26 protein-coding genes are annotated in these 26,065 nt (G+C 58.8%); 13 read left to right on the top strand and 13 right to left on the bottom strand.

Translation table 11 applies throughout. From position 1 onward, the window contains the following. Positions 1 to 33: 33 nt before the first annotated feature. The 4 genes from CRI94_RS02465 (at position 34) to CRI94_RS02450 (ending at position 6,952) form a co-directional block, all read left to right on the top strand. Positions 34 to 2,553, top strand: coding sequence for a penicillin acylase family protein (locus CRI94_RS02465; RefSeq protein WP_098074062.1), 2,520 nt, complete (start codon positions 34 to 36; stop codon positions 2,551 to 2,553). A gap of 132 nt (positions 2,554 to 2,685) precedes the next feature. Then, positions 2,686 to 4,191: a sodium-dependent transporter gene (locus CRI94_RS02460; RefSeq protein WP_098074061.1), complete on the top strand. Its 1,506-nt coding sequence runs from the start codon at positions 2,686 to 2,688 to the stop codon at positions 4,189 to 4,191. Positions 4,192 to 4,891: 700 nt separating this feature from the next. Further along, positions 4,892 to 5,545 carry a thioredoxin family protein gene (locus tag CRI94_RS02455; RefSeq protein WP_098074060.1) on the top strand — a complete coding sequence of 218 codons (654 nt, stop codon included), beginning with the start codon at positions 4,892 to 4,894 and terminating at the stop codon, positions 5,543 to 5,545. Positions 5,546 to 5,728: 183 nt separating this feature from the next. Continuing rightward, a complete protein-coding gene (locus tag CRI94_RS02450) occupies positions 5,729 to 6,952 on the top strand; it encodes a hypothetical protein (RefSeq protein WP_098074059.1) in 1,224 nt (407 codons plus the stop codon). 69 nt (positions 6,953 to 7,021) lie between these two features. Here CRI94_RS02450 and CRI94_RS02445 read toward each other — a convergent pair whose 3' ends face one another. Further along, positions 7,022 to 7,309: a NifU N-terminal domain-containing protein gene (locus CRI94_RS02445; RefSeq protein ID WP_098074058.1), complete on the bottom strand. Its 288-nt coding sequence runs from the start codon at positions 7,307 to 7,309 to the stop codon at positions 7,022 to 7,024. Positions 7,310 to 7,623: 314 nt separating this feature from the next. Between CRI94_RS02445 and CRI94_RS02440 the strand changes: the two genes are divergently transcribed. The 7 genes from CRI94_RS02440 to CRI94_RS02410 all read left to right on the top strand — a co-directional run bounded on the left by CRI94_RS02440 (position 7,624) and on the right by CRI94_RS02410 (position 12,488). Continuing rightward, positions 7,624 to 8,145, top strand: coding sequence for a phage holin family protein (locus tag CRI94_RS02440; RefSeq protein ID WP_098074057.1), 522 nt, complete (start codon positions 7,624 to 7,626; stop codon positions 8,143 to 8,145). Between the two features lie 72 nt (positions 8,146 to 8,217). Beyond that, positions 8,218 to 8,733, top strand: a complete 516-nt coding sequence (locus CRI94_RS02435) for a hypothetical protein (RefSeq protein ID WP_098074056.1) — start codon at positions 8,218 to 8,220, stop codon at positions 8,731 to 8,733. Between the two features lie 120 nt (positions 8,734 to 8,853). Next, the gene (locus CRI94_RS02430; RefSeq protein ID WP_098074055.1) at positions 8,854 to 9,489 is read left to right on the top strand and encodes an adenylate kinase; all 636 of its coding nucleotides are present in this window, start codon (positions 8,854 to 8,856) and stop codon (positions 9,487 to 9,489) included. 47 nt (positions 9,490 to 9,536) lie between these two features. Then, the gene (locus CRI94_RS02425; protein ID WP_098074054.1) at positions 9,537 to 10,526 is read left to right on the top strand and encodes a polyprenyl synthetase family protein; all 990 of its coding nucleotides are present in this window, start codon (positions 9,537 to 9,539) and stop codon (positions 10,524 to 10,526) included. A gap of 29 nt (positions 10,527 to 10,555) precedes the next feature. Next, a complete protein-coding gene (locus CRI94_RS02420) occupies positions 10,556 to 10,825 on the top strand; it encodes an HPr family phosphocarrier protein (RefSeq protein WP_098074053.1) in 270 nt (89 codons plus the stop codon). 374 nt (positions 10,826 to 11,199) lie between these two features. After that, the gene (locus CRI94_RS02415) at positions 11,200 to 11,664 is read left to right on the top strand and encodes a GatB/YqeY domain-containing protein (RefSeq protein ID WP_098074052.1); all 465 of its coding nucleotides are present in this window, start codon (positions 11,200 to 11,202) and stop codon (positions 11,662 to 11,664) included. Between the two features lie 188 nt (positions 11,665 to 11,852). Further along, positions 11,853 to 12,488 (top strand): CvpA family protein, encoded by a 636-nt coding sequence (locus CRI94_RS02410; RefSeq protein WP_098074051.1) that lies wholly within the window; start codon positions 11,853 to 11,855, stop codon positions 12,486 to 12,488. Between the two features lie 54 nt (positions 12,489 to 12,542). On the opposite strand, the gene CRI94_RS02405 is transcribed toward CRI94_RS02410, so the two are convergent. Continuing rightward, entirely contained in the window at positions 12,543 to 13,508 is a 966-nt protein-coding gene (locus CRI94_RS02405; RefSeq protein ID WP_098074050.1) for a R2-like ligand-binding oxidase, read from the bottom strand. 340 nt (positions 13,509 to 13,848) lie between these two features. On the opposite strand from CRI94_RS02405, the gene CRI94_RS02400 reads away from it, so the two are divergent. Beyond that, positions 13,849 to 16,908: an AAA family ATPase gene (locus CRI94_RS02400; protein ID WP_098074049.1), complete on the top strand. Its 3,060-nt coding sequence runs from the start codon at positions 13,849 to 13,851 to the stop codon at positions 16,906 to 16,908. A gap of 135 nt (positions 16,909 to 17,043) precedes the next feature. Here the strand turns inward: CRI94_RS02400 and CRI94_RS02395 are convergent, their stop codons facing one another. After that, positions 17,044 to 17,961 carry a DMT family transporter gene (locus tag CRI94_RS02395; RefSeq protein ID WP_179862118.1) on the bottom strand — a complete coding sequence of 306 codons (918 nt, stop codon included), beginning with the start codon at positions 17,959 to 17,961 and terminating at the stop codon, positions 17,044 to 17,046. A gap of 147 nt (positions 17,962 to 18,108) precedes the next feature. On the opposite strand from CRI94_RS02395, the gene CRI94_RS02390 reads away from it, so the two are divergent. After that, on the top strand, positions 18,109 to 18,570 hold the full coding sequence (locus CRI94_RS02390; RefSeq protein ID WP_245846043.1) for a MerR family transcriptional regulator: 462 nt from the start codon (positions 18,109 to 18,111) through the stop codon (positions 18,568 to 18,570). Here the strand turns inward: CRI94_RS02390 and CRI94_RS02385 are convergent. From CRI94_RS02385 to CRI94_RS02340, 10 genes are all read right to left on the bottom strand, one after another. Further along, positions 18,567 to 18,968: a hypothetical protein gene (locus CRI94_RS02385; protein ID WP_143815269.1), complete on the bottom strand. Its 402-nt coding sequence runs from the start codon at positions 18,966 to 18,968 to the stop codon at positions 18,567 to 18,569. The two genes, CRI94_RS02390 and CRI94_RS02385, sit on opposite strands and share 4 nt — an antisense overlap. Positions 18,969 to 19,533: 565 nt before the next feature. Beyond that, the gene (locus CRI94_RS02380; RefSeq protein ID WP_098074046.1) at positions 19,534 to 22,098 is read right to left on the bottom strand and encodes a heavy metal translocating P-type ATPase; all 2,565 of its coding nucleotides are present in this window, start codon (positions 22,096 to 22,098) and stop codon (positions 19,534 to 19,536) included. 94 nt (positions 22,099 to 22,192) lie between these two features. Further along, a complete protein-coding gene (locus CRI94_RS02375; protein ID WP_098074045.1) occupies positions 22,193 to 22,474 on the bottom strand; it encodes a metal-sensitive transcriptional regulator in 282 nt (93 codons plus the stop codon). Positions 22,475 to 22,512: 38 nt separating this feature from the next. Then, entirely contained in the window at positions 22,513 to 22,728 is a 216-nt protein-coding gene (locus CRI94_RS02370) for a heavy-metal-associated domain-containing protein (protein WP_218919342.1), read from the bottom strand. Positions 22,729 to 22,951: 223 nt separating this feature from the next. After that, a complete protein-coding gene (locus CRI94_RS02365) occupies positions 22,952 to 23,155 on the bottom strand; it encodes a hypothetical protein (RefSeq protein WP_098074044.1) in 204 nt (67 codons plus the stop codon). A 385-nt stretch (positions 23,156 to 23,540) separates the two neighbouring features. Continuing rightward, the gene (locus CRI94_RS02360; protein ID WP_098074043.1) at positions 23,541 to 23,987 is read right to left on the bottom strand and encodes a hypothetical protein; all 447 of its coding nucleotides are present in this window, start codon (positions 23,985 to 23,987) and stop codon (positions 23,541 to 23,543) included. Between the two features lie 139 nt (positions 23,988 to 24,126). Next, the gene (locus CRI94_RS02355; protein ID WP_098074042.1) at positions 24,127 to 24,471 is read right to left on the bottom strand and encodes a DUF5615 family PIN-like protein; all 345 of its coding nucleotides are present in this window, start codon (positions 24,469 to 24,471) and stop codon (positions 24,127 to 24,129) included. Next, entirely contained in the window at positions 24,468 to 24,689 is a 222-nt protein-coding gene (locus CRI94_RS02350; RefSeq protein ID WP_098074041.1) for a DUF433 domain-containing protein, read from the bottom strand. Before CRI94_RS02350 ends, CRI94_RS02355 begins: the two co-directional genes overlap by 4 nt. Positions 24,690 to 24,912: 223 nt before the next feature. Beyond that, positions 24,913 to 25,152, bottom strand: a complete 240-nt coding sequence (locus CRI94_RS02345) for a DUF4926 domain-containing protein (protein WP_098074298.1) — start codon at positions 25,150 to 25,152, stop codon at positions 24,913 to 24,915. Between the two features lie 57 nt (positions 25,153 to 25,209). After that, entirely contained in the window at positions 25,210 to 25,551 is a 342-nt protein-coding gene (locus CRI94_RS02340; RefSeq protein ID WP_098074040.1) for a DUF6883 domain-containing protein, read from the bottom strand. Positions 25,552 to 26,065 lie beyond the last annotated feature (514 nt).

Raw genomic sequence — 26,065 nt, 5'->3', positions numbered from 1 at the left:
CATGTCTCGATAATCTGTCGTTTCTACGTGCGAATGACTACATCCCGACTGGTAAAACTGCTTTCCGCAGCCGTTCTGGCTGCTCTTTTACTTTACATGGGAAACGTTGGGATTGGAGCCGTCCCGCCTCTCGAGATCCTATTTGATCCGGCTGACGGACTTCATCGCACGGCGCGCAACGCACACCCTGCTGCGAATGAGCAAACGCTCACCATCGATGCGCTCGATCAGCCCGTGACGGTCGTTCGAGACGAGCGATACGTGCCGCACATCTACGCAAAATCGGATCGGGACGCTATCATCGCGCTCGGGTATCTGGTTGCAACGGACCGCCTCTTTCAGTTGGACTTCGTGCCTCGTGTTGCTGCTGGCAAGCTATCGGAAGCCTTCGGGGAAGGGTCGATAGAGACCGATCAGTTCCTGCGATCGACCGGGATGGATTGGGGCGCACGTCGAAACCTTCGGCGGATCCGAGAGGAGGGAGGCATCGAAGACAGTCTAGTGTCATGGTATGCTGCCGGCGTTCAGGCCCACATGAACCGCCTTGAGCCGGAGGACCTGCCGCTGGAATTTCGACTTCTCGGGTATGAACCTGCTCCATTCGATGGGTTGCAGGCGATGCGCGTCCTGCAGTACATGACGTACGACCTGACGTATTCGAGTGACGACGGGCGATACGCCGCACTTCAGACGAAGCTCGACTCGACGTGGTACGACCGGCTCTATCCGAAGGACCCGGCAGGATTGTACGTCCCGATCATTCCATCGTCAGATGCGGAAGCCGGCGGATCAGTGGATCGTCGTACGGTGACCGCGATATCCGCTGAGCGGGATGCGGCTGCGGGGTCGATTCTGGCACAGCGTCACCGCCGTCGGGCTAACCTCCGCGGCACGCTCGCGGAGGGTTACATTCCAAGTAAGGGCTCAAACAACTGGGCGGTGAGTGGGACGCGCGCGACGACCGGCGCGCCAATCTTGGCCGGCGATATGCACCTCGGGCTATCGCTTCCACCGATCTGGTACGAGGCGCACCTGGTGACGCCGACGATGAATGCCCATGGGCTGACCGTACCGGGTGCTCCTGCGCTCGTACAGGCCATCACGCCCGACCATGGCTGGGCGTTCACGAATACGGGGAGCGATCAGATCGATCATTATTCCATGGAAGTGCGCGACGATCGCTCGGCTTATCGTTTTGAAGGGGAATGGCGTTCCCTCCGCACCGAGATCGACACGATTCGCGTGAAAGACAGCGATCCGGTGATCGACACGCTCTACTACAGCCACTGGGGTCCCGTTCACTTTGCTGACACGTCGGACGCACCTGCAGGAGGACTCGCAGACGGCCGACTTGCCGCTGTTGCTGAGCAGTGGGTCGCCCATAAGCCGAGCACGACGCTGAAGGCGCTCTGGGGAATGGTCCACGCCGACTCGCTCGGCGACTTCGAGGCGGCGCTCCGCGACTGGGACACGCCGATGCAGAACGTCCTCTACGCCGGTCGCGACGGGCACATCGCAATTCGCTCGACGGGGCACATGCCGGTGCGTCGGCAGGGGCATGGGCGCGGACTGCTTGATGGAACGTCAAACGCAGGTGAGTGGACGAGTCGGATTCCGTTCCAGGAGTTACCGTACAGCCGCGATCCGAATCAGGGCTACCTGTTCTCAGCGAATCAAAAGCCGACGGATGACACGTATCCCCACTACCTGAACCATGACTGGCGGGATGGATGGCGGTCGCTTCGCATTGACTCGCTCCTCGCGGCTCAACGTACCCATTCGTTCCTCGACCTGCAGTCCTACCAGGCTGACGTCGACGTGCAGCAGCGAGACGCATTTCTGCCGCTCATCCAGTCGATCAGCGATTTGCCTCCGGAGGCCGACTCACTCCGACGTATGCTCGCTCAATGGGACGGCGTGGCCGCGCTCGACCGACCGGAGCCTCTCATTCTCGACGTTTTTCTGTCAGAACTTCGGCGTATGGTCTGGGACGAGGATGTTTTCACCGGTGAAAACCGTCCGGAAGATGCCGTGCTTCTTGATCTGGCCAACGCAAATCCCAACGCTCAGTGGTTCGATGTGACCGAGACGGCGGAAGAGGAGACCGCACAGGAGGTGGCTCGTCGTGCATTTGTGACCGCAAGTGATAGCCTGTACGATCGTCACGGTGCTGAGCCGCAGGACTGGCGCTGGGGAGATCATCACGCCGTCATTTTTCGTCATCTGACGCGTTCCGAGCAGTTGAAGCCGCTGTGGCGCGGCCCGATGCCGTATCCGGGATTCGATGCAACGGTGTCGCCCGCACGGGGTCGAGAGGCGACGCATAGTGCAAGCCAGCGCTTCGTCATCGACTTCTCCGTCGACCCGCCGCGTGCCGTTGCGGTCGTGCCGGGAGGGCAGAGCGGCAACCCCCTTCATCCTCGATTTTACGACGACCAACTCGACGAATACGTCAACTTTGAGTACTTCCCCGTTCGGTTTCCTGCGTCGCCGTCAGACCTACCGGACTCGCTTATAACGGGTCGGTCCTCGCTGCAGCCCTCCACTCGCTGAATGAACGCCGATCTTGATTCGGCCAACGGTGGATTCTCTACCCTCGGGTCGTTTTCTTCGGTATCGATCCGTCTGACCTCACACGGGCGGTGACTTCCCGTACTCTGATCATTCATTTCACTTGCCCCTCGCATGGCCTCAAGCGACCAACCGCGTTTCTCGTCTCGTCTCGGATTGATTCTCAGCGTTCTCGGCATCGCGGTCGGGACGGGGAATATCTGGCGGTTCCCGCGAATCGCTGCGACGAATGGTGGAGAGGAGGGAGCCGGTGCGTTCCTCATCGCGTGGATCACATTTCTGTTTCTCTGGAGCATTCCGCTCATTATCGCGGAGTACGCGCTCGGTCGAAAAGGGCGAAGCGGTGTGGTCGGTACGTTCGTTCGCATCGCGGGCGAGCGGTCGGCGTGGATGGGCGCGTTCGTCGGAATGGTCGCATCCGCGATCATGTTTTACTACGCCGTGGTGGCCGGGTGGTGCATCTTTTATTTCGTCGAGATGCTCACAAACCCACTGCCATTAACTCAGGAATCTGCGCAGGGCGTATGGGACGCCTTCCAGGCTGGGTACACGCCGCTCTGGTTTCATGCGGCGGCCATGGCGTTCGGGGCCTTTGCCGTGTGGACGGGGGTGCGCCGAATCGAGACGGTCAACAAAGTCCTCATCCCGACGCTGCTGGTCATCGTCCTGTTCGCTCTGGGGTGGACGCTGTCGCTCGACGGAGCCGGGGACGGCATCGCTTTTCTTTTCAATCCGCAGTGGGAGCAGCTCGCCCGGCCTGAGATCTGGTTGGAGGCGCTCACGCAAAATGCCTGGGACACCGGGGCCGGGTGGGGGCTGATTCTCACGTACGCCGCCTACATGCAGAGTCGACATGGCGTTGTGACGAATGCCTTCATCACCGGGATTGGCAACAACATCGTCTCGCTCATGGCCGGTATGATTATCTTCGGGACCGTCTTTGCGACGCTGGGTGCGGAAATGTCGAAAGGAGACATCCTGGGCGTGATGCAGACGAGCGGGCCGGCTGGAACCGGACTCACGTTCATCTGGATGCCACGGCTGTTTGCGGACATGCCGCTCGGGTCGGTGCTTGCTGTGCTCTTCTTTCTCGGCCTCTCGTTCGCCGCGTTCAGCTCCCTCATTTCGATGATTGAGCTTGCCACGCGCACGTTCGTCGACTTCGGGATCGACCGCAAAAGTGCTATTCTGGGTGTCTGCGGCTTCGGCTTTCTCTTCGGCGTACCGTCTGCTCTAAATCTCGACATCTTCGCCAATCAGGATTTCGTGTGGGGCATCGGTTTGCTGATTTCGGGAGCACTGGTTGCCGCTGCGGTTATATCGTACGGCGTCGGAGACTTCCGGGTCGACGCGATCGCTTCGGTTCAAGGCGACAGAGATCCAGGCCGCGTGTGGGAGGTGCTTGTCGGGGTTCTGGTCCCCGTGCAGGCGGTCATTCTCCTTGGATGGTGGTTGTGGCAGTCGGCAGCTGTGTACGCGCCGGATAGCTGGTTCAACCCGCTGGAGCCGTTCTCTGTGATGACATGCCTCGTTCAATGGGGGCTCGCTATCGTCGTCTTTCTCGCGCTTAACAAGACTATGGCTCGTCGAACGCTGGGTCAGACCTCACCAGTCGAATAGCGTGTTTCACCGCTCATGCGACGCGGCCCCTGCATTATCTGGAGGTGTTCATTTTCACGATTGTGCGATGCGCGGTATGAGGGCCTGCGAATGTATTGCCCGCGGATCGATTTGGCGGTAGATGCAGTTTGTCCGGTGTCGGGACGTTTTTGCGCAAACACGAATCGACGGACCCATGTACCTTAATGTGGCGGAAGGCGCAACATGCTTCCGAACGTCGCCCAGCTCTTGACCGACGGTTTCGTGTTTCGCTTTCAGAACCTGTTTGGCGGACAGCCTTCGGCGATTCGGTGGTACGGACCTCCCGCTGGTCGGTCCTCGCTATGTTCGCAACACATGGTCTGGTTGATCTCGCGAATTGTGTCAACGGCGTCATCGCGAAAAGATCACCGTCAGACGCATCATAGGCATGAACGAGTGTCCTTACGTTTTGAGATCCATCGGCCAAATAGGTCAGCGTTCCTGATTCGAACGTAAACGAGCTGGATTCTTGGTTTCACAGGTCGTATCTGATACTCTGACCCTGTACGTCGCGGCTTACTTGTCGGAATGGCACGAGAACAACGGGCCGTTGCGTCATGGGTCTGCTGGACACACGGAGGCACGAAATTCGCCCCGTTGTACAACGACGCCGAATCGTGTCGTGAACGACCGACTGTACCGAAATCTTCGCCGTCTTGCTCACTAGCTGGATTGCTGTATGCATACCTGCTGCGAAGTCCCTGTTTCTTCTGCTCATGCGTCGCGTCGTCGACTCGTCTCGGTGATCGTCGCAGCGGCCCTCTGGTTTTTGCTTCCAGGGGATGTCGCTGCTCAGCCCCAGGAGCTTCCTCTTGGTTCGTCGATGCCGTCGGTGACGGCTTCGTTTACTACGGTCGACGGGGGCACCGTACAACTTTCATCCCTGCTGGGGCAGAAGGCGACCGTCTTCGTGTTCTGGAGTAACCAGTGCCCATGGGTGGATCGCTACGAGGACCGTGTTCTCGGGCTCGCCAAGCAAGCGGAGTCTGAGGGCGTTGCGTTTGTCCTGGTCAACTCGAATGATGCCGCCGCGTACCCAAAAGAGTCAGCCGAGGGCAACGCTCAGCGCGCGGCATCGAAAAACTACCCGGTTACGTACGTACGGGACGAAAATGCAGTGCTGGCTAAAGCACTCGGGGCCTCTCGTGCCCCCCATGCGTTTGTCTTTGATGATAATAGTACCCTCGTTTATGCGGGAACGATTGACGATAGTCCCGCCTCCGCCGATAACGTGCAGAAGCCGTACCTGAAGGACGCTATCGATGCTGTTGTCGCGGGAGAGGAGGTGCCGGTCGCAGACACGAAAGCATTTGGCTGTACACTTAAATTTTGACCGTAGGCCTCCCAACGGCTTCTTACTGATTTTAGCAAAGACTCGGCGCGCACCCTGGATCGTTTCCGGCGGTGCGCGCTTCTATTTTGTGGCCGCGGACCGTCGCTAACGCGTTCGCGCACCGGCGGGAAGGTCCCGTTTTCCCGTTATCGAATGAAATGTCTTTCCTCGAATCCCGTCCATATGACAAAGGACTCGTCAGCCGCGAAATCGTCCCCTGAACCGTCGCACGCGCACGAGCACGACGAACACGTGCACGATCATGATGCCACGTCCGATCACGTAGAACATGACACGAGCATTCTGGATGAACTTGAATCATCCGTTCGCGAACGGGTCGAATGCATCGCAGAGGTCGTAGATCAGTGGAGCGATCCGGATGGGGAGCGGCGGAAGGAGGCCGAACACGCCACGCTGCACGCGGAAAATCTCTTTACGGAAGAAGCGATCGTCTTCGCGATCAACCAGTTCGCGTCTACGATCTCGGCGCCGCTGTTGGCATCGATCGTTTTGAAGGAACGCGAGAAAGGCGACCGGAGTGAGCAGCGACCGACGGTATTTATCGAGCACGGTGATCGTACGCCGGTGGATGGTCTTCGCGAGGTCATCGTCGCTCTGACTCTTGGTCACCCGGTCCGTAGCTTTATGTCGGGGGCGTCCCCGGCCATCGTGCCGGCATTTCTGAACGATCTTACCACATCGAACGGTCGCCTGGAGGCCGACGTCGTCAATCGTTCGGAATTTCCAGCGCCAGCCTCCGATGACGTGCTGATTCTCTCGGGAGGGGAAGATTCGGACGAAATAGAGAAGGAATGGATCAGCGCTGGAGGAGATGCAGCACGCGTGATTCGGGCAGCTGCGGCGTACAGCGTAGCTATTGTCGACGGATCAGAGCCTGAAGACGAGCGGCACAATCTAGCCGAGGACGCTCTTCTGCACGAGGGACAGGCAACCGCCTCGCTCAAGGTGCTCTGGGCGCCGGAGGATCTGACGCCGGACCCAATCCTGCAGGCCATGGCGGATTTCCGGGGCGTCTTTCCCGCTCACAACGATACCCCGGGCGTGCTGGAGATGCAACGCGCCTTTTTAGAGGCGCAGGATGCTTCGCATGCGTACGCTGCCGGCATGCAATTTCTCGTGAGCCGGGGCGCTCCCGAGCCACAACGCGGGGCCCATCTGCGATGGAGCGAGTACGAGGATTTTGACGACGTGGCTACGTGGATCCGTGAGAACGCCAAGGATATTGTGTCGGTGATCGCACGACCCAGTCTTCAATCCAGGCTTCCCGAGGCGCTACACGCTGAAACTCTACGTGAGAAGGGAATCGCCGTGATAGATCCGGGGCACGTGCACCGGCGCCCACTGGTGACGCATGAGGTTCAGTGTCTACTAGACGTATTAGCGTAACCGCGTGGCGACCGTGCCGCGTTGTACGTGCGCTAGCCTGATGCGCCTGCAGTGTTGTGGCTCCACGGCTTACGTCCGTTTCGCTCGTTCGGCGAAGTGTCTCGTCAGAACATCCTCCACTTTCGGCATCAACGTCGACCAGGCGACGCCATCCGTTCGAGAGATCGTGAGGAAGGCAGGCAGGAGGAGAATATCTGCGACGCCCTTCACGGAAAGGAGTTTGTGCGCGAGTGTGTCTTCTGGCACGTCGTCGGGTGAGGAGGCCGATACGAGACCATCATCGATGAAACGACCCGCGTCCGTCGTAATCTTAAGACTGTTGGGGTTCGGGGTCGTCTCGGTCTGAAAGTCGGGCATGTACGGGAGGTGGTCGATGAGCGATATCCCTGTTGCGGGCCCATCCAATTGGAACGGGGGAGGAGAAGGATCGGAATCGTAACCATGGGAATCAACCGTTTGGATTCGATCGGTTGGATCCGACGGCGTGACACGAGAGCAAGGCTTCGGGCTGAACGACTGGAGAACCTGCTCGTCAGGGTGTGGAGAAAACCCCCAATCGTATGCCAGTCGTTTCGATTGAACCTGTTGCTGACGGCATATTCACTTGCACTCCCGGCTGCGCATCCTATATTGTCGATGTCATTTCATACTGCTGAGCAAACCCTGTGACTATGGCTTCGCTTCCCGATCGACCGGGCACAGAGCATCCCGCGCAGACTCCGTCGCGCCGAGGCGGAAAGCTTCAGCGGATGACGGACGACACGAAGGGCATTGTGACGGATCTTCGCGAGTGGATCGATTTACGATTGGATCTCGCCGTTCGGGAGATTAATGATAAGGTCGACGACGCGGCGAGCCAGGCGGCGCTCGGCGTTGTACTCGCAATCCTGGCTTTCTTTACCGGCCTCTTCGGGTTGACGACCATCGCGTTAGGTCTGGGTTGGTGGCTCGGCCGCCCATTCTGGGGATTCCTGATCGTTTCCGGTCTGTTGTCTCTGGTTGCCTTCATCGTCGCTACTGTAGCAAAACGTCATCCGATTGTAGTGGAGACCCCTCTCTTTCAGAAGATTCGAGGCGACCGTTACCAAAGCGACGACGAGTCCACCGATAGCGCCTCGGATGACACGCCATCCCCGGAGTCGGCAACCTCCCAGGCCAAGACGTCGCAAGCCACACCGTCCGCCGACCTCTGACCGTCGGCGCGATCATACTGAGCAGTACGACACCTCCCGCATCATTTCCTCCCGTTTCAGTTCTTCCTCTCCATGTCGAAAGAGCCAAGCAAAGCGGAACTTGAAGCTCGCTTGCAGTCCGTTTCGGACGCGATGAATGAGCGATTCGACTCGCTACAGGGTGAGATCGTATCGACGCAGGATCTCGTCCGGAACAAGCTTGCGAAGCATCCGCTGGCAAGTGTCGGTGGAGCCGTTGCTGCCGGTCTCCTCATCGGATGGGCGTTTGGCGGAAGCAAGCGTCGCCGGGTTCAGAGCGAGCACCGGAAGCTGACCTCCGCCTATATCGACGCCGTGCGAGACGAGGTTCGCGAGGCCATCGGGGAAGGGGAGGATGTAGAGGACGCCGTTCGCGGCGTGCTGAAGGAACGCGTCCCGCTCGTCGTCTACGACGACCGTTCCCGCGATAGCGAGTCAAGCAGCTTCCTGTATGAGATGTTTGAGATGGTGGCTCGTACTGCGATCACGATGCTTGCGCGGGACGTGATCGAGAAAGTGGTCGCGAACGCGAACCTAGACGAGACCATCGACGAAAACCTCTTTTCGTGACGAGGCGCACCAGGTTTTTTCTCCTGAAAGGGAGGCGTATTCGTTTGCTTGCGCCCTCGCCAGCCTCCGCTGCAGATTCACCCACTTCATTCACCTACGACGCACTCCGCTCTGAAATCTATGCGTATCATTCTGTTTGGCCCGCCCGGCGCGGGCAAAGGCACGCAGGCTCGACTTCTCGAAAGCAATCGGGGTCTTGAACAGATCGCGACAGGAAATATCATCCGCTCGGCGATGAAAAATGAGACGCCGGTGGGGCTGGAGGCGAAGTCGTACGTCGAGAAGGGGGACCTCGTACCGGACAAAGTGGTGCGAAAGCTTGCGGAGAACGCCATTGCTGATCGGGATTACGACGACTTTATCCTCGACGGATATCCGCGGACGACGCAGCAGGCGGAGTGGCTGACCGAATTTGAGGAGGCGAATGACGCTCCGATCCACGCCTGCATCAGCCTCCAGGTCCCCGATGACGTGATCGTGGATCGTCTTTCCAAGCGTCGTGTCCACAAGGAAACGGGGAAAACGTACCACCTCGACCATGACCCGCCGCCCGCGGACGTCGATTCGGACATGGTCGTGCAGCGCGATGACGACAAACCGGCGACCGTACGGAACCGGCTGAACGTGTATCGAGAGGAAACCGAGCCGCTGGAGGACTACTACGATCGTCGCGGACTCCTTGTCAAAATCGACGGTACCGGTTCGATCGACGATGTCCATCATCGCATCAACAACGTGCTGGACGACCTCGCGTAGATCCGTTGATCCCGCCCCCTCGGTTCTCTCTCCGCATCACCGGTTGTATGATAGAGTCTCCTCCTGATTCGAAGGATCGCGTTGACGCGCTTCGGAACCGGATCGACGAGGCGTTAATCGACGCGCTCAAAGATCGCGGTCCGGACCTGATGTACGATCCCATTCGCTACGTCCTCCGAGGAGGAGGGAAGCGCGTCCGTCCGGTCTTGCTCACGCTTGTCGCGCAGTGCTACGGTGCAGATCTCGACGACGTGATCGATGTCGCGCTTGCAGTCGAGGTGTTTCACAACTTCACGCTCGTTCATGACGACATCATGGACGATGCGGATGAGCGAAGGGGGAGGGCATCCGTCCATATCAAATGGGACGAAGGCACCGCTATCCTGGCCGGCGATCTGATGCTGGCGCTATCCTACGAATTGCTGACAGCCAATGAGGCGCTTCCCGCACGGCCGCTCCTAGCGGTCTACAACCGGATGGTCGAACAGCTCTGCGTCGGGCAGCGGCTCGATACGCACTTCGAAACGCAAGATGACGTGTCGGTCGATGACTACCTCGAGATGATCGACGGCAAAACCGCCGCCCTGTTGTCGGCTTGCTTCGAGCTCGGCGCGATCGCGGGCGGTGCGCCGAAGGATCACGTTTCCACGCTTTCAAAAGCCGGACGTGCTGCTGGACGGGCGTTTCAGATTCAGGATGATCTGCTCGATGTCACGGCGGACAGCGAGCGCTGGGGAAAAGCCGTCGGCGGCGATTTGCAGAATGGCAAGCGCACGTACGTTACGCTGAAAGCACTAGAGATCGCGGACGGGGATGATCGCGTCTGGTTTGCTCGACTTCTCGATGGCGGTATCCTGGCGAGCGAGGTGCCCGAGGCGCGGCAACGCATGGAGCGGCTCGGAGTTTTCGACGAGGCGCGCGCTGCGGTTCAGTCCTACACGGAAGACGCGTTCGAACGACTCAGTGTGCTGCCAGAAGGTGCTGCACGTTCGCATTTACAATGGCTTCTTGAGACATTGCAAGCACGCTCCCACTAGTTCGTTCGCCATCCGATCGATTGGAACGCATGATTGAACGCGAGTTGACCGTTCGAAATAAAGCCGGTATCCACACGCGACCGGCGTCCATGATCGTTCGGACCGCTTCGAAATACACCAGCGAAGTATTCCTGCGCCGGGATCGGTACGAGATCAACGCGAAGAGTGTGATCGGCGTTATGACGCTGGCGGCCGAGCAGGGGGCGACCCTCACCCTGGTCGTGGACGGCGAAGACGAGCATGACGCGGCGGATGCGCTGGAAGATCTCTTCCACAATGGGTTCGGCGAAGAGATCTAATACGTTTCAGGAATGACAATGTCGGAGTGACCTCGCCATGCCGACTCAGTTGCCTTGATCTGGGCAGGAAAAACGTTTCCACCTTATCCGTTGAAACGTTCTCATGCTGAGGCTCATCCCGACGACTGTCGGAGACACCGACATTTTACAGTTGAAACGGTGTAAGATTGCTAGGCTCCAATGTGAGCGGTTCGTGATTTATTCGGCTTGTCGTCATTATCTCTCGCGGTCTGCGAGCATTTCGGTCGAACCCGAACATGCGCGAGTGGAGGCACGGGAACGACACACCCGCTCCGTCGTGAACCCACGCATCGCGCCTCGGTGGACACGCGCGATTTCCGTTTGTTACCTCTCGATCTATCGGATCTTTAGTTATGGCAGAGCAATCGATCATGGACCGCGTCACGCAGGAGATTACGGACGCGATGAAAGCACGCGATAAAGTCCGGCTTCGTACGCTTCGTGGACTGCGCTCGGCGCTGATGAACAAAACGATCGAGAAGCGTGAGGGCGGCGACGCTCAACTAGACGATACCGAGCAGCTCGCCGTCGTGCGCAAGCAGGTTAAGCAGCGGAAGGACTCGATCGAGCAATTCGAGGAGGCGGGACGCGACGATCTCGTGGCGAAGGAACAGGAAGAGCTCGAGGTTCTGAAGGAGTTCATGCCCGAGCCGATGTCTGACGAGAAGCTTGAGGAAACCATCGATGCGATCATCGAGGACGTCGGCGCGTCTGATATGTCGGACATGGGCGCCGTGATGGGCCGAGCGATGGGCCAGCTTCGCGGAAAGGTGGACGGGTCCCGCGTGCAGCGAGTCGTGAAGGAAAAGCTCGGATAGGGACGTTCGCGTTTTGATACGGCACCCGGAGACTCAGCGAACGGGAAACGAGTGTCTGGAATCCGCCTGAAGATGTTTACCCAACGTCGAACGGTGCGGCGCGTGCATCGTACAACGGCCGCCTATTATGTAAACGTGACCCCTCCGCCGGATTTCGGCGTGTGCCACCCGACTTTTGCCCGACCCGCATGATGACATATCTCGACTGGTTCATCCTGATCGCCCTTGCAGGAGGGCTCGTGCGCGGACTCATGGCAGGGGCGATCCGGCAGGTTGCAAGTATCTTCGGCCTGATCCTCGCCTTTATTCTCGGCGTCCAGCTCATGCGCCCTATCGGTGCGATGACGGTCGACACGATCGGGCTATCAGAGTCGACCGCGCCGATTGTCGGATTCGTCGTTGTGTTCGGCGGTGTGCAACTGATTGTAATCGCGCTCGCACGAATGATTGAGGCAGCCGTCGAATCGCTGAACCTGTCGTTCGCGAATCGTGCTGCCGGTGGCGCGCTCGGAGCGTTCAAGGCGGCGCTTCTGCTCAGCGTATTATTTCTCGTGACCACCCAGGCCGGCTTGCCGGACGATAAGACGCAGAAGGCGTCTGCCCTGTACACACCGATTGCGGAGGTGCTGCCCGGGACATGGGATCGCGTGGCACCATACCTTCCAGCTGTGCAACAGGCTTCCGAAGCGTTCGGTCGTAGTGTTCGTCCTCAACTTCAGAATGGAGGCGAGAGCGAAACGTCTAACGACACGAGCGCAGAACCGGAGACGGACACAGACGCAGCGCGCGAGACGGACCCGGATTCGCTTTCGGCAGACCTCTAACAGCCGGCGGGCGGGCCACCGCTTCGCCTTCCTTCCGGCTCCACGCAGACCGGTTTAGGATGGAAGGGAAGCAGATCTTGTGCTCGCACTCCCGCGTGCCCCATTCCCGTCGGCAGAGGAGCTGGCCCCATCGTACAGCACCTCGTCGAGAGATTGTGACCGGGCCTTCTCGATTCTTGCGAAGCGTTTCTGAAACTGACCCATTCCGTACTCCACGAAGTCATCGGGAGAGATGCCGAAGGGGACCGGGTCATATCCGCCGAGTGTCTCCTGAATGTTGCTTATGGCGAGCGCAATCAGTTCTCCCATCCGCTCGTCAATCACATCCCATACCGCTGGTCCGTGCTCTGCGACGAGCCGCGACAGCAGGTACACGCCGTAGCCAACGTGACGGGACTCGTCTCGCTGCACGTTTCGAATGAAGGTCTGCATCCCCGGAAGAATGTCTCGTGCTTCCAGCACAGTGTAGTAGGCGTGGTACCCCGTCTCGGCGAGCGTGCCCTCGACGATCATCTGGTAGGTAACGGCTGCCCGCGCCACGGTCTCGGGCGAAGAATCCGTTTTGAGCGCGTTCATGCTCCGAGGAAGCTCCTCGTAAAAGATCGTGCGATAGGCGTCGGTGAAGTAGTGTTCGAGGCTGCCCGTTGCATTTACCACAGTACGGAGGAAGCGGTCGAAGCCTTCGACGTGTTTGGCCTCCTCCCACAGGTAGGAGGTGAGAAACATCTCTTCCTCGACGCGTCCCTCTCGGCCGACGAGCATCAGCATGGGTAAGAGGTCGAGCGTGACGGACTCTTCCCCGCCCGCGAATTGCGACGTCAGACGCAAGAGGAGGTCGCGTTCGTCATCGGCCAGGGACTGCCAGTCGCTTGCGTCCTTTGAAAAGTCGATCTCTGCGGGATCCCACGTACCCAGGGATTTGGCTTTTCGCCATAGACGCATGGGGACGAGGTCATAGTCAAGACCCTGGCTGGACGTGCGAAAGGAAGAGCGATACGGATCGGTCGCGGCAGAACCCATGACGGTGTCGGGCTAGGCAAAGGGAGATGTGGACCTGGGCGTAGGTACGTTCAAGATACGTCAAGCGTTGGGCAACGTAAATACCTTCTGGCGGATATGTCGTTCTATTGTGATTGAAAAGACGTAGGCCGACGTCCGTTTTCTTCCCATGGACGATTAGGGATGGAGGGCCGTTGGTTCCCGCCTCGAATTATTATCTGCGTCCGACCAGCTTCGAAGATTGCGTGCTCATGCGGAATCAAAGCGTTCCGTGTACCGTTTTGCTGAAAGCCGGTTGACGGTGGTACCGCGCCGCGCGATATCCAGACGTATCCGCTGAATTTCCCCTCCGTCCGAATCTGTGGTTCCTGTTCGTCTAGAGCTTCAAAACTTCCTCAGCTACGGGACCGACGCTCCGGTTCTGGACTTCGACACATTCGATGTCGCGTGCTTGTCCGGTCGAAACGGCCAGGGGAAGTCGGCTCTCCTGGACGCGATCACGTGGTCGGTGTGGGGCGAAGCTCGTAAGTCCAGTGGCAAGCGCAAGCCCGACGACGAACTGATTCGTATCGGGTCGCGGCACATGGAGGTGACGTTTACTTTCGATGTGGAAGGCGCTCGGTATCGTGTCAAGCGCTCGTTCAGTCGGTCGGCAACAGGGAAGACCACTACGTCGGATCTTGAGTTTCAGCTGTACGAGCCGGACAAGGAGGCGTACCAGCCCCTGACCGGCGCGCACCAGCGGGAGACGCAGGCGATCATCGAGGACACCGTCGGGCTCGACTACGACACCTTTATCAACTCGGCATTTCTGCTTCAGGGCCGCTCGGACGAGTTTACGAAAAAGAGCCCGAGCCAGCGGAAGGAGATTCTCGTCAACATCCTCAATCTCACGCGATACGAGGAGCTCGCCCAGGGTGCGCGAGAGAAGATGAAGGTGGCACGCGATGAGGCCGAGCGACAGGCGACAGAGATTGACCGACTGAATGAGGCACTGGAAGATGTGCCGGAGTGGAAGGAGGAACGGAGTACGGTTCAGTCGGAGATCAAGGAGAAAACGGATGCACTTGAATCCCTTCGAGAGGAAGAGAAAGCGTTGACGGAGCGGCTTGCCTCGCTTCGTGCAAAGGCGCAAGAGGCCGAGTCAGTAACGGCGACAGTGAAGGATCTTGACGAACGGCTGGCTTCTCACCGCGAGGAGGTGGAGGAGCTTCAGAAAAAGATTCAGGGGGCGGACGATCTTTTAGCGCGTAGCGAGAAAATCCAGCAAGAGTACGAGCGGTACGAGGAGCTTCAGGAAGAGCGTGAACGACTCGACGAGAAGCGAGACCTTCACCGCGGGATCGAGAAACAGATCGAGTCCAAGACGTCAGAGCTCGAGCGACGCCGCAACGAGCTCGAGAAAAAGTTGAATCGTCTCCAGGTCGAGCGCAAGAACAACCAGAAGAACCTGAAAGAGATACGCCCGAAGCTTTCCCGTAAGAGCGACCTAAAAGAGAAGCTAGAGGCCGCCCGGAACGCGAAAGCGAAGGCGAAGGAGATGGCCGAGCGTCGCGATCAACGAGAGTCGATGAAAGAATCTCTTTCACAGATCGAGACGCGTCTCGTTGGAATGCGCCAGCAGCTACAGGGGGAACTAGATGCCCTGAAGGAACGCATTCGGCGAGAGAAGAAGCAACTGGCACGTACGGACGCGCTGTCGGAGCAGGTTGAGGCAGTTAAAGTAAAACTTGAACGGAAGGAAACCCTCGATTCGAAGCTCGAGCAGGTAAAAGAACGCGGGACGAAGATCCGCGAGACGTTGCAGGAGTACAGCGGAGAAGTTGAGGCTCGAAAGGAGGAACGGGAGGAGGCAGAAGCGACTCTTGAGCGACTTAGGACGAGCGATGGAGGGGCCTGTCCGACCTGTGGAACGGACCTTACCGCCTCTCACGCGGAACAGGTTGAGGAAACGCTTCAGGCCAAGCTCCGCACGACGAACGAACGGATTAAGGAGCTCGAGCAAAACATCGAGTCGTCGAAGACGAAGCGCGAGCGCCTTCTGACCAAGTACAGGGAGATTGAGTCGGAGTTGAAGCCGCTTGACGGCAGCGCGGAGAAGCTGGCGACGTTGCTGGAGCAGAAGCGGGCTCGCGACGAGAATGTTCGGAGTCTCCAGAGCGATCGGCAGTCCGCGGCGGAGCTGCATCGGAAGCTACAGGAGAAAGCGTACGGGCACGAGCTGCGGGAGAAGAAGAAGGCGATCCGAAAGCAGATGTCCGAGATTGCCTTCGATGCGGAGGCGTTCGAGACGCTCACCAATCGGGCCGCGCAGGTCGATCGGTACAAGGAGCAGCTTCGCGAAATTGATAATCTCGAAGGTCGCCGGGATGAGCTGGAGCGCAAGATCGAGGACCAGGAACGGCAGATCGAAAACCTGCGAGAGTCCCTTGACACGGGGAAAGCATTCGCTCCGTTGCCGAAACAGATCGAACAACTGGAGCAACAGCTTTCGAACGTCGACTTTGACCCCCAGCGGTTCGGTGAGGTGAAGAACACGCTCGCCGATTTAAAGGAGGCGGCCGGTCGGATGAAGGATCTCGTCAACGCGCAGCGCAACCGGGATGACTGGAAGACGCAACGCGAGCGTGTACGTGAAAAGATTGAAGCTGAAAAAGAGAAGCGAAAAGAACTGCAGTCGTCCCTGGCGACTCTAAACGAAGAGATCCAGGGGAAGGCGGCGGTTCAAAACAAGCAAGAGAGAAAGGCAGAGGAAGTGCAGTCTGCGGAGACGAGTCTGAATGAGCTCCAGAAGCGTCTCGGCATGCTCGACGAACGACTCGACCAGGCCCGGGAAGACCGGAAGGCGATCACCGCTGCTCGGAAGGCGCGAAAGGAAGCGAAGCGTCAGCAGCAATTGTATAAACATCTGCGGCGCGCTTTCGGCAAGCACGGCATTCCGTCTCTCATCATCGAAGAAACGCTGCCGGAGATTGAGGAGCGCGCAAATGTGCTTCTCGACCGATTGACCGATGGCAAGATGAACGTGCGGCTGGAGACGCTCAAGGATAAGAAGACGGGCGGTACGAAGGAGACCCTGGAGATCATCATTACGGATGAGCAGGGCGTTCCTCGTCCGTATGAGACGTTCTCAGGCGGGGAAAGCTTCCGTGTCAATTTTGCTCTACGTCTCGCCCTAGCCCAACTGCTGGCGGAACGGAGCGGCGTGCGGGTTCGGACGCTCGTGATCGATGAGGGCTTCGGCACGCAGGACCGTGAGGGCATCGAGCGACTGGTCGAGGCGATTCAGGCGGTTCGGGAGGACTTCTCCAAGATTCTCGTCATCACGCACCTGCAGGAGTTGAAGCAGGCGTTTCCCGTTCGGATCGAAGTCGAGAAGGATCCGGTCACAGGCTCCTCGTTCGATGTGATTGGTGTGTAGGCCATGGTCGTGATAACGTAGCCAGTGCGAGTGAAATCGCTCCAATCCTTGAGCATCGGATGAGGATGTAGGGGGGGCTGTATTGACGAACGGATGCAGGGCGATGCTACTCTTGGGAGCGTTTTCCTTGTTGCTTCAAGCCGCCTCACGCAGACGGTACCGTCGCACGAGCACCAGGCCGGCAATGATGAGGACGCCCCCTGCGATCTGCCAGGCATTTACGGTCTCGTCGAGGAAGAGAACGCCACCCGCCAGCGCGACCAGGGGCACGAGGTTGTTGTAGATCGCCGTGTTCGAGGCGCCCACATTTCGCACGGCGGTGTTCCATATCACGAAGGCGATCCCCGTGGAGAGGCCGCCACTGAAAATAATGGCAAGCCAGACCCAGAGGTCGACCTCGCCCCAGGCGACGCCCGACGCGTACGGAGCACCAATGCCGGCGAGCACGGGGAGCGCGATCATGATACCGAAGAAGGTGGCAGCGACTGGGGAAATATCGCTCACGACGGGTTTGTTCAGCGCCGTGTAGGCTCCCCACAGAATGGCGCCCAGCAGGATCACAGCATTTCCGAACAGGGAGCCGGCGCCCACGGCCACGGTCTCGGATCCTGCGGCCACGACGAACGCGGTGCCGAGCATCGATACCGCGAGTCCGATCCAGGCGAAGCGTCCAAGATATTCTGTACCGGCTATTTGCCCGACGACGGCTGTCCACATCGGTGCGCTCGTCATGATGAGTGCCGCACTTCCCGCCGTCGTATTATTGACGCCGACCACGAAGCACACCTGGTAGAACACGTATCCGATAAGAGCCAGAACGATGAGGCGTCGTGCATGGCGCTTGAATGGGGCAAAGAATGTCGCCATATCCTGGCCTCTGCGGCTCCAGAGGTACATGCTTCCCAGGACGCCCGCGGATACGATGAAGCGAAACACGTTCAGCACGTGAATCGGCATCGCCTCAAGTGCCACCTTAAGGATGGGGAAATTCGCGCCCCAGATCAGGACGACGAGGAGGAGAGAGGCGTCGGATTTCCAGGAATCAGTCGGCACAGGCAGATCGCAGATAGGGGATGGACGCGGTGCTCGCAAGATGCAGCAGACGTCGTGCCCGGTCAATGCGGATGGGTTGCACTTACGGCTTCTGGACCGTTAAATCACAGTAGCTTTCTTCCCACGCTCTGTCGACGATCGACCGACATGTCCGACTCTTCAACCGTGCCTGACTCCGCACAACCTGCGGACCTCTTTTCTCAAGCAATGTCCACCGAGTCCAATATGGAAGACAGGCCAACGTCCGCGTCGCCGGAAGACGCAGAGGACGACGTGACAGACACAGAATCCGGAGATCGACCGCGACCGGAGAGGTACACGATTGGAGAGGTAGCCGAACGCGTCGATCTTGAAGCCCACGTACTGCGGTACTGGGAGAGCGAGTTCGAGCATCTCTCACCTGGAAAGGACGCAGCCGGGCGTCGAATCTACACGGAGGCGGACGTCGACATCGTGCAGCGAATCCAGCATCTACTGAAAGAAGAGATGTATACGATTGCTGGAGCTCGCGCCGTTCTCGACCGCGAAGGCGTCCATGGAAGAAAAGCGTTCCGTGATCAACTCCAGGACCTGCGCGATTTTCTCGTGCGGTTGCAGCAGCAACTTTAGAGCGGTTGCCCTTCGTCCCGAGCTTCGCGGCGGGCTTTCAGTGGAGCGCTTCGGACCCATTCGACCAGCTCGTCGACCGAGGTGGACGCTGCGTAAACAATCGGGCTGTCGAGACCATTCTGGTAGCTACAGAAATAAGCAACGGCGCCGTTTAGTCGGTCGGGTGGATGAAGATCACCTTCGCCGATCGCATTCACGTTCGTCGTCGATTCCAAGCCGTAGGCTCCGATCGTCCATTCCCCGTGGGTAAGGCGGATCTCCGTGTTTCGGGTGTGGATCGCGTCTCGCAACGCTTCCATCGCTTCAGGCTGCCAATCCGGGAGCGAGAAATAGCCGTGTGGGCGGAGACGGACGCCGGTCTGACCGCCGGTGGAATCGTTCGTGGCGGAGTCGGACATGATGGGGATGACGCGATCTTCCATGCTACCGATGCTGGACGAGGTCGTTAAAGGAGAGGAGACGATGAATCTAATCTGCAGGGGGGCGAGCACGTCCGGGCAGCCACATCGTGGACCGAGCGAACCTGCGAGTACACGGGCCCTCTCATGCCTTCGGATGGCTCCGAATTTGACTTCTCAGCATCGACCGTAGTATAACCTAGCCGCGATGAGGGAATTGTCAACCGCACCGGTTCGGGCAAAACATCTCAACGACTCAAGATTTGCCCTGTCAATGCGCGGAAAAACGGCGTTGAGCCAGAAGAAAAGCAGTTGTCGGGCTCGAGGTGAACGGCGCCCCCGTGTTGTTACTAAGTGGTAATTGGGAGGCATGTCGATGTAACCGGTGCTTGTGCGGCTCGTCCGAAGCAGGTGCTGGGAGTAGATCGGCTCCAGATCAACGTTGCTTCTCGCTCGACATCGTCATGACGGGCACATGGGGACAAACGAAGACGGGGCCGGTCAAACCCGTTTTTTCGGATTCCACCGTGCCCCGCATCTTCCGTTTCTTCGCGTGCGTCGAATATCAGTTCTCAAGGTCGTGGCCGCGGAGGCGATTCGCGTTTCCGACGACCGTGATGGAGCTTGTCGCCATGGCGATCTCCGCCAGGACCGGATGCATCCAGCCAATGACCGCGAGCGGGATCATGACGACGTTATAAAAGAAGGCCCAGAATAAATTCTGTCGGATCGTTCGGAAGGTTGCACGACTCAGCGACAGGGCTTCCGCAACACCAGTTAGTTCCCCGCGGACGAGTGTCACATCGCTCGCTTCGATGGCTATGTCCGTTCCGGTCCCGATGGCGATCCCGACATCTGCCTGCGTGAGTGCAGGAGCGTCGTTGATGCCGTCTCCGACGAATGCGATCCGTCCGTACGCGTCCTGAAGACGCCGAATCTCGTCGGTCTTGCCGTCGGGAAGCACCTCGGCGACGACGTGGTCGATGCCAACAGCTTCTGCGATCGCCCGGGCAGTTTGCTCGTTATCTCCAGTGAGCATTCCAGTCTGGATGCCCGCAGCGTGCAGTTGCTGGAGCGCCTCTTTTGATTCTGGTTTCAGGGTGTCGGCGATGCCAATGACGGCAACGATCACATTATCGATGGCAACGAGGACAGCGGTTTTCGCCTCCTGCTCGAGTGCAGTCATCGAGTCATCTGCAGTAGCAGGGTCAAGGTTCTCCTCCGACATCAGTCGCCGCGTCCCGATAACGATGCGCCGCCCCTCAACGGTCGCGCGAATCCCTTTACCGCGCACGGCCTCGAAGTCAGTTGCGGACGGAATCTCTTTGTACTTGTCCTCGGCATACTGCACGACGGATCGCCCAAGCGGGTGCTCGCTCCCGCGTTCGGCTGCCGCTGCGAGTCTGACGATGTCGTCTTCAGAGGGACTGGTATTGGATGCCATGACAACCACGTCGGTCACCTCCGGCTCGCCACGAGTGATCGTACCCGTTTTGTCAAAGACGATCATGTCCACGTCCTTCAGCGTCTGAATGGCTTCACCGGAGCGGATCAAGATCCCGTTTTCGGCGCCGAGACCGCTGCCGACCATCAGGGCCGTCGGTGTCGCGAGACCGAGCGCGCACGGACAGGCGATGACGAAGACCGCGACCATCGAGGAGATCGCCAGCGTCAGTGTAGACAAACCCGGCTCGACCCACGGCAAGAAGGCGCCCCATTCAGCAAGGACGTGCATTCCCGAGGGGAAGAGGAACCATAGCAGGAAGGTGGTTATCGCCACGCCAATTACGGCCGGAACGAACCATCCCGTTACCCGATCGGCTACGGCCTGAATCGGGACCTTGGTGCCCTGCGCCTCTTCAACGAGTCGGACAACCTGTGATAGGAACGTGTCCGATCCGACGCGAGTGGCGCGCACCTGCAGGACACCATCCTGGTTTACGGTTGCGCCGATGACTTCATCGCCGACTCCCTTCTCCACGGGCATCGACTCTCCGGTAGCCATTGACTCGTCGACTGCGCTGTATCCGTCGACAACCTCGCCGTCCGTGGGAATCTTCTCACCGGGGCGGACGACCATCACGTCTCCAGGCTGCAGGTCTGCTACGTCGATCTCCACCTCGTCGCCGTTCTGGAGCACGACGGCGGTTTTGGCTTCCAGCTCCATGAGCTTGCGAATCGCCTCCGACGCCCGGCCCTTTGCCGACTCCTCGATGTATCGACCGGTCAGGTGGAACGCCATGATCATCGCTGATACGCCCGCATAGCTGGCCACCGACATGAAGTAGGCGAGTGGTCCGGTAATGAACGCCGCGGACGTACCGAGAACGATGAGGGAGTCCATATTCGCGCCGCCATTCAACAACGCTTTTATCCCGCTGCGGAACGTCTCACGACCGACCCCGGCGAGAACGGGTAGCGCGAGCGCGATCATAATGCCACGAAAAATAGGTTCGCTCGGCCACATCACGCCGAAGCCCATATGAAGGATCATGCCCAGCATGATCGGGGCGGTGTATGCCCAGGCGACCCACATTCGGCGTCGCGCCTGATCAACCTTCTCTATCGTTTTCTCCGTAAGGGACGTTGACTCCTCGCCGTCGGTGTCACTGACGTCATATCCGGCGTCGCGGACGACCGAGGCGAGCGTCCGTCGGTCCGGCCCGCGTTCGAGAACGGTTATCGTCGCGGTTTCGGTGGCGAGATTGACGGCCGCATCGATGACCCCGTCGGTTCCCTTGAGCGCGCGTTCGACGCTCGATGAGCACGACGCGCAGTGCATCCCTTCGATCTCCAGGGTCAGCGTTCGCGTCGCGACGCCGTACCCCGCGTCTTCTACAACATCGATGAGGTGGGGAAGAAGAGAGTTTGACGCCGTATTTTCGTCCTTGAGAACGATGGCTGCCGTCTCGGTTGCAAGGTTGACGGACACAGATCGCACGTTCGAGTCTTCCGCTAGGCGCTTCTCTACGCGGGAGCTGCAAGATGCACAGTGCATCCCGGTGACGGGAAGCGTAACCGTTTGTGCGGCCCCATTCGTTCTGAGGGTGGAATCAGCCTGCGGTCGGGATTTTTGGGCTGGGACCTCGCAGGTCTCGTCAGAAAGCGTTTCTTCGGTGGGGGCGTCCATGAGTGGGGAGATTTGCAGAAGGGAGTCAGCGTCGCCCGTGAGCGTCGGTTTCTGAAGGTCAACGAGCGCACCGCGAAGCCGGGATGATAGCGGTCTACTTGATTTGATCGAAAAGGAGGTCCATCACCTCATCGTAGGTTTCCTCGGCCGCTTCGCGGTTGCCCGAGCGGAGCGCATCGGTGACGCACGTCTCAAGATGATTCCGCGTTACGATTTTTCCGACCGACCGCAGGGCCTGCTGGACAGACGCGATCTGGTTCAGGATGTCGCCACAGTAGCGGTCGTCATCGACCATGCGCTGGAGGCCCCGGACCTGCCCTTCAATCCGCTTGAGACGATTGGCGATGTCTGACCGTTTTGCATCATTGATGTCCATGAAAGCCGTGAGCTGAGTCCAAAAACTGAGCGGTGAATCTACGCAGAGACCGTATAACCGGCTTCCTCTACGGCCGTGATAAGGCGTTCACGACTTGCGATACTCTCGTCGAAGCGCACCGTTGCCGTTCCGATATCGGCCTTAACAACGTCCGTTGAATCGACAGAGGATAGGGCCTCGCGTACCGCACCGACGCAATGCTGGCAATTCATTCCATCGATCGAAAGAGTAATCTCACGCTTGTCGGTCATCATCACGCTGAGGGGATATCAGGGGTAGGGGGGTAGGGTATCTGCATTCAGTTAGATCGTCCAGCTTCTTGTCTGTTCCCATTTCGATATAGGAAAGGGGAGGGGACCGTTGGCGTCTCGCCCGTACAAGAGAAGAGCCGCCGGCCTTCGCTATTGGGCGAACACCGGCGGCTATAAAAGCACGTCAGAATGGAGAGGGGCGGGGCGACAGGTCGGTTGGAGGCAGTTAGTGCCGGTTCGAGCGTTCTCGGAACCGATGTTGCGCGAGTCGGAGTTCGTCCTGGAGACGAGTTGCTTCGTAGGCTGGACCGTTCGTGAGGGCGTCCCAGTATTGTTCGCGAAGGGCGCGGATGCGCTCGGCATCGCGCAGCAGTGCTCGTTCGCGGTCGGAGAGTTGATCCTCGGGAGCAGCGGCTTTCGGTGGCACCATAGGAAGAGCGGGAAAGTGGTGGGACAGACATGCGAGCGAAATCGCACGTGACCAACCGTCCCGGCGGCGGGATACGTCGCAAGCCGCCGGCAGAGCAGCGGACCGTGGTGCGAGACGGTGTTAAGATATGATGTGTATGCCTGAAGTGCCAGTCACAGAGGCCTCGTAGCGACACGTCGCGCCAAATTCCCATCCCGAATCATCCAATCCGAGTGCGCCATTTCCCGTCGCATTTGGATGCGCTAGAGACAAGCCTCCCGATCCGAGGGAGGATCGTTCGTTCGGTGCCCGCGCTTCCCCAGACTCATCGATTTCACACCCGCACACCCAGAAAAAACACCCCTCCGACATGTGCTTTGCATAGTGCGAGCGCGGGGTTATACGCTCAGCGCAACGCCGACAGCGCATTGAGAAATCCGCTCTCGTCTTTGAGGCGCAGCGTGAGCCGCTCTCTTGCACCGCGGTCATTCGTAAAATCGATGTCCACTCCTTCTTCTGTGGAGCGAACCTCATGAATCTCGGCTGCTGGGATTCGGTGCTCCAGCCCGGTGATCTCAGGAAGCCGAGGAACCAGTGTGGCTGGAGAGAACGGACGGACGACCAGCTCTTGGCTCGTCACAGCGACAACAAGGGCCCTGGTCGCTCCCCCAAGCTGCGCAAACAATGAACGGTGCGAGTTTCCCGAAGCGAATGTTTCCTTGAACAGGGGGGAAGGCGGGTCAGAATAGACGATGGGTTTCCCGCGGCGCCAACGATCTACGATGGCCACGATGATTGGCAACACGCCAAGCAGGATGATCGCAACAAGCATCCACTCCTGAATTTCGGCCATTGGGTATTCAGTCAGATGCGTGTAACGGATAGCGCTCACCGGCGGTGCATACGCCAGGCCTCGCCGTGAGCAAACGAGACGCGCCGTTCGACTCAAAGCGCACACCGGCACCGTCCGGTCGAGCCCGTGTTATCTAGCCTTAAAGATCCCCGATCTCAACGACGCGATCATCGCCGTTCAGCATGCGGACCGCTGTGGATAATGTCTTCTTTAGAATCTTCCGCATGCGTTTATTCGAGGTATTCCCGCATGTCACCCAGATCACTTTTGGAGGTGGTCCATACTGGTCGAGCAAGTTCAGAAAATCGCTATCCTTGCTCATCATGATCACACCCTCATCTCGCGCCGCGTCAAATATTTCGCGGTCCGACGCGTCCCGCAACCCAACGGCACGAACCGATTGGGCGGTCATGTCTTCATACGTACGGTTGATCCAAGCAGCAAGCGCCGGTGAGAGTTGTGCATCAATCCAGATCTCGATCATGCCGCAAGAATAGGATGATCTACCCGTCGACTCGCGTACCGCAGCGCAGCTTCAATGTCCCCTTCTTCTAGATCAGGCAACTCGTCTAAGATCTGCGCCCGCGACAAGCCAGCAGCCAACAGATCCAGCACATCTACGACACGAATGCGCATGCCCCGAATGCAGGGCCGACCCCCACACTGCTCTGGATTAACGGTAATTCGTTCGGTCCAATTCATGACCTGTATCCGTTTGGTGGTTCATGAGGATGACAAACAAACGACCGACCGAAGGAAATGCTTCCTCGGCTATATAACGGTCGAAGCTCTGCAGACCTGGACGCGCCAAGCTATGAATCAGTCGACGGAGACGCCTCGACCCAAATTTGGCAGCAGTTCAGGTTCCGCAGCAGCGCCTTGTTATATGGCTTGACCTACGTGGGGCAACACCCAAGGACGCATGCTACGCCGCGAGCTCCCTTGCGTGCAAGATCTCGCGCCGGTCCATCGGCCGAATCTCTTCTCGGCTCAACGTGAGGACCGCCACCGTCTCGCCCTCGCCTGTTACAAACTCGAGCTCGTACGCCTCTCCCTCTCCCTCTCCCGCATACCGGTGCACGACTGCACCGATATCACCGTACTCCAGTCCGTGTTCCTTTGCGTCGCGCAGTAGCACGACTGTGTCTAGTTCCTCAATTGCCATGGGTCTTGGGAGCAGGTTTCGTTGCAATAGAAAGCCGATTTGCATCTGAAGGTGACGCTACGCCGGATACGCCGTAACGAAGCGACGCGCATCCGGCTCTGACTTCTCGATCATCCACACCGTTCGGACGACCACCTCGTCTCCGCTGGGCGTAGAGAGCGAACCGTCGACCACGTACTTTGTGCCGTAGGCGGTATGCTCGGTACGCGCAACGTCCGCGTGGCGGGCGAGGGCGAGGGCGAGAAGCTCGTCTCTCAGCAGGTCGGTGTTGGACGCGTCGAAGCCAAATCGGTGGAAGAACCGTGCCTTCGCTCGACCGACCGGATGCGAGAGCGAAAGCAGATAGGCAGTCAGTTTCCGTTCGGGGACGAAGGCGCGGTCGCGACCGGGAAGCTTCATGCAACACAGAGCGAGTCAGACGAAGGGAGAACGCTCCAGGCCATATAATATTATAATTATCTCGAAGGCTTCGAGATAGTAAAAACGATCCGGATTAAATCGGGCCTCAGCGACGTTGGTACGATATTTTCGCAATGAATACTATCCGTAATAGTTGCAAAATTACGCACACGATCCGCACAAAGTCTAATCTAGAGTTACTCTTGATCGGTTGTGCCAAAATTGTTGAGACTGTATCTCTTTGCGCTGCGCATTGCCCCAACCCTGTTGCGACGTCATGGAAGACAGCCCAGGACAATAATGGACCGCTCTGACAGAACGGCCGCTTTCGCAGTCAGCTACCGCTCGCGGAAGATGTCATCTAGACCAGCAGCTTGTGGTCGCACGTGGACGGGTTGAGTGGGCGGTATCGGATTTCGACTGCGGCGTCGATCGAGTTCCAGGACCGGAATTAGATACGGAAAGCGCGTGTCTTGATGAAGGAGTCCGGACCACGGGGCAACATTGCGTCTGC

This window comes from Longibacter salinarum, assembly GCF_002554795.1.
In the GTDB taxonomy this organism is placed as follows: domain Bacteria; phylum Bacteroidota; class Rhodothermia; order Rhodothermales; family Salinibacteraceae; genus Longibacter; species Longibacter salinarum.
Note: the sequence above shows the minus strand (reverse complement) of the source record. Positions and strands in the feature narration are given on the sequence as shown.

Bases quoted from the DNA above. Each gene is read 5' to 3' on its own strand.
- CRI94_RS02340 (WP_098074040.1), bottom strand. From the start codon at position 25,551: ATGAAGCTTCCCGGTCGCGACCGCGCCTTCGTCCCCGAACGGAAACTG.
- CRI94_RS02390 (WP_245846043.1), top strand. From the start codon at position 18,109: ATGTCCGACTCTTCAACCGTGCCTGACTCCGCACAACCTGCGGACCTC.
- CRI94_RS02380 (WP_098074046.1), bottom strand. From the start codon at position 22,098: ATGGACGCCCCCACCGAAGAAACGCTTTCTGACGAGACCTGCGAGGTC.
- CRI94_RS02450 (WP_098074059.1), top strand. From the start codon at position 5,729: ATGACAAAGGACTCGTCAGCCGCGAAATCGTCCCCTGAACCGTCGCAC.
- CRI94_RS02370 (WP_218919342.1), bottom strand. From the start codon at position 22,728: ATGATGACCGACAAGCGTGAGATTACTCTTTCGATCGATGGAATGAAT.
- CRI94_RS02455 (WP_098074060.1), top strand. From the start codon at position 4,892: ATGCATACCTGCTGCGAAGTCCCTGTTTCTTCTGCTCATGCGTCGCGT.
- CRI94_RS02415 (WP_098074052.1), top strand. From the start codon at position 11,200: ATGGCAGAGCAATCGATCATGGACCGCGTCACGCAGGAGATTACGGAC.
- CRI94_RS02425 (WP_098074054.1), top strand. From the start codon at position 9,537: ATGATAGAGTCTCCTCCTGATTCGAAGGATCGCGTTGACGCGCTTCGG.
- CRI94_RS02445 (WP_098074058.1), bottom strand. From the start codon at position 7,309: ATGCCCGACTTTCAGACCGAGACGACCCCGAACCCCAACAGTCTTAAG.
- CRI94_RS02345 (WP_098074298.1), bottom strand. From the start codon at position 25,152: ATGGCAATTGAGGAACTAGACACAGTCGTGCTACTGCGCGACGCAAAG.
- CRI94_RS02435 (WP_098074056.1), top strand. From the start codon at position 8,218: ATGTCGAAAGAGCCAAGCAAAGCGGAACTTGAAGCTCGCTTGCAGTCC.
- CRI94_RS02405 (WP_098074050.1), bottom strand. From the start codon at position 13,508: ATGGGTTCTGCCGCGACCGATCCGTATCGCTCTTCCTTTCGCACGTCC.
- CRI94_RS02375 (WP_098074045.1), bottom strand. From the start codon at position 22,474: ATGGACATCAATGATGCAAAACGGTCAGACATCGCCAATCGTCTCAAG.
- CRI94_RS02350 (WP_098074041.1), bottom strand. From the start codon at position 24,689: ATGAATTGGACCGAACGAATTACCGTTAATCCAGAGCAGTGTGGGGGT.
- CRI94_RS02420 (WP_098074053.1), top strand. From the start codon at position 10,556: ATGATTGAACGCGAGTTGACCGTTCGAAATAAAGCCGGTATCCACACG.
- CRI94_RS02385 (WP_143815269.1), bottom strand. From the start codon at position 18,968: ATGTCCGACTCCGCCACGAACGATTCCACCGGCGGTCAGACCGGCGTC.
- CRI94_RS02440 (WP_098074057.1), top strand. From the start codon at position 7,624: ATGGCTTCGCTTCCCGATCGACCGGGCACAGAGCATCCCGCGCAGACT.
- CRI94_RS02460 (WP_098074061.1), top strand. From the start codon at position 2,686: ATGGCCTCAAGCGACCAACCGCGTTTCTCGTCTCGTCTCGGATTGATT.
- CRI94_RS02365 (WP_098074044.1), bottom strand. From the start codon at position 23,155: ATGGTGCCACCGAAAGCCGCTGCTCCCGAGGATCAACTCTCCGACCGC.
- CRI94_RS02430 (WP_098074055.1), top strand. From the start codon at position 8,854: ATGCGTATCATTCTGTTTGGCCCGCCCGGCGCGGGCAAAGGCACGCAG.
- CRI94_RS02360 (WP_098074043.1), bottom strand. From the start codon at position 23,987: ATGGCCGAAATTCAGGAGTGGATGCTTGTTGCGATCATCCTGCTTGGC.
- CRI94_RS02465 (WP_098074062.1), top strand. From the start codon at position 34: ATGACTACATCCCGACTGGTAAAACTGCTTTCCGCAGCCGTTCTGGCT.
- CRI94_RS02355 (WP_098074042.1), bottom strand. From the start codon at position 24,471: ATGATCGAGATCTGGATTGATGCACAACTCTCACCGGCGCTTGCTGCT.
- CRI94_RS02410 (WP_098074051.1), top strand. From the start codon at position 11,853: ATGATGACATATCTCGACTGGTTCATCCTGATCGCCCTTGCAGGAGGG.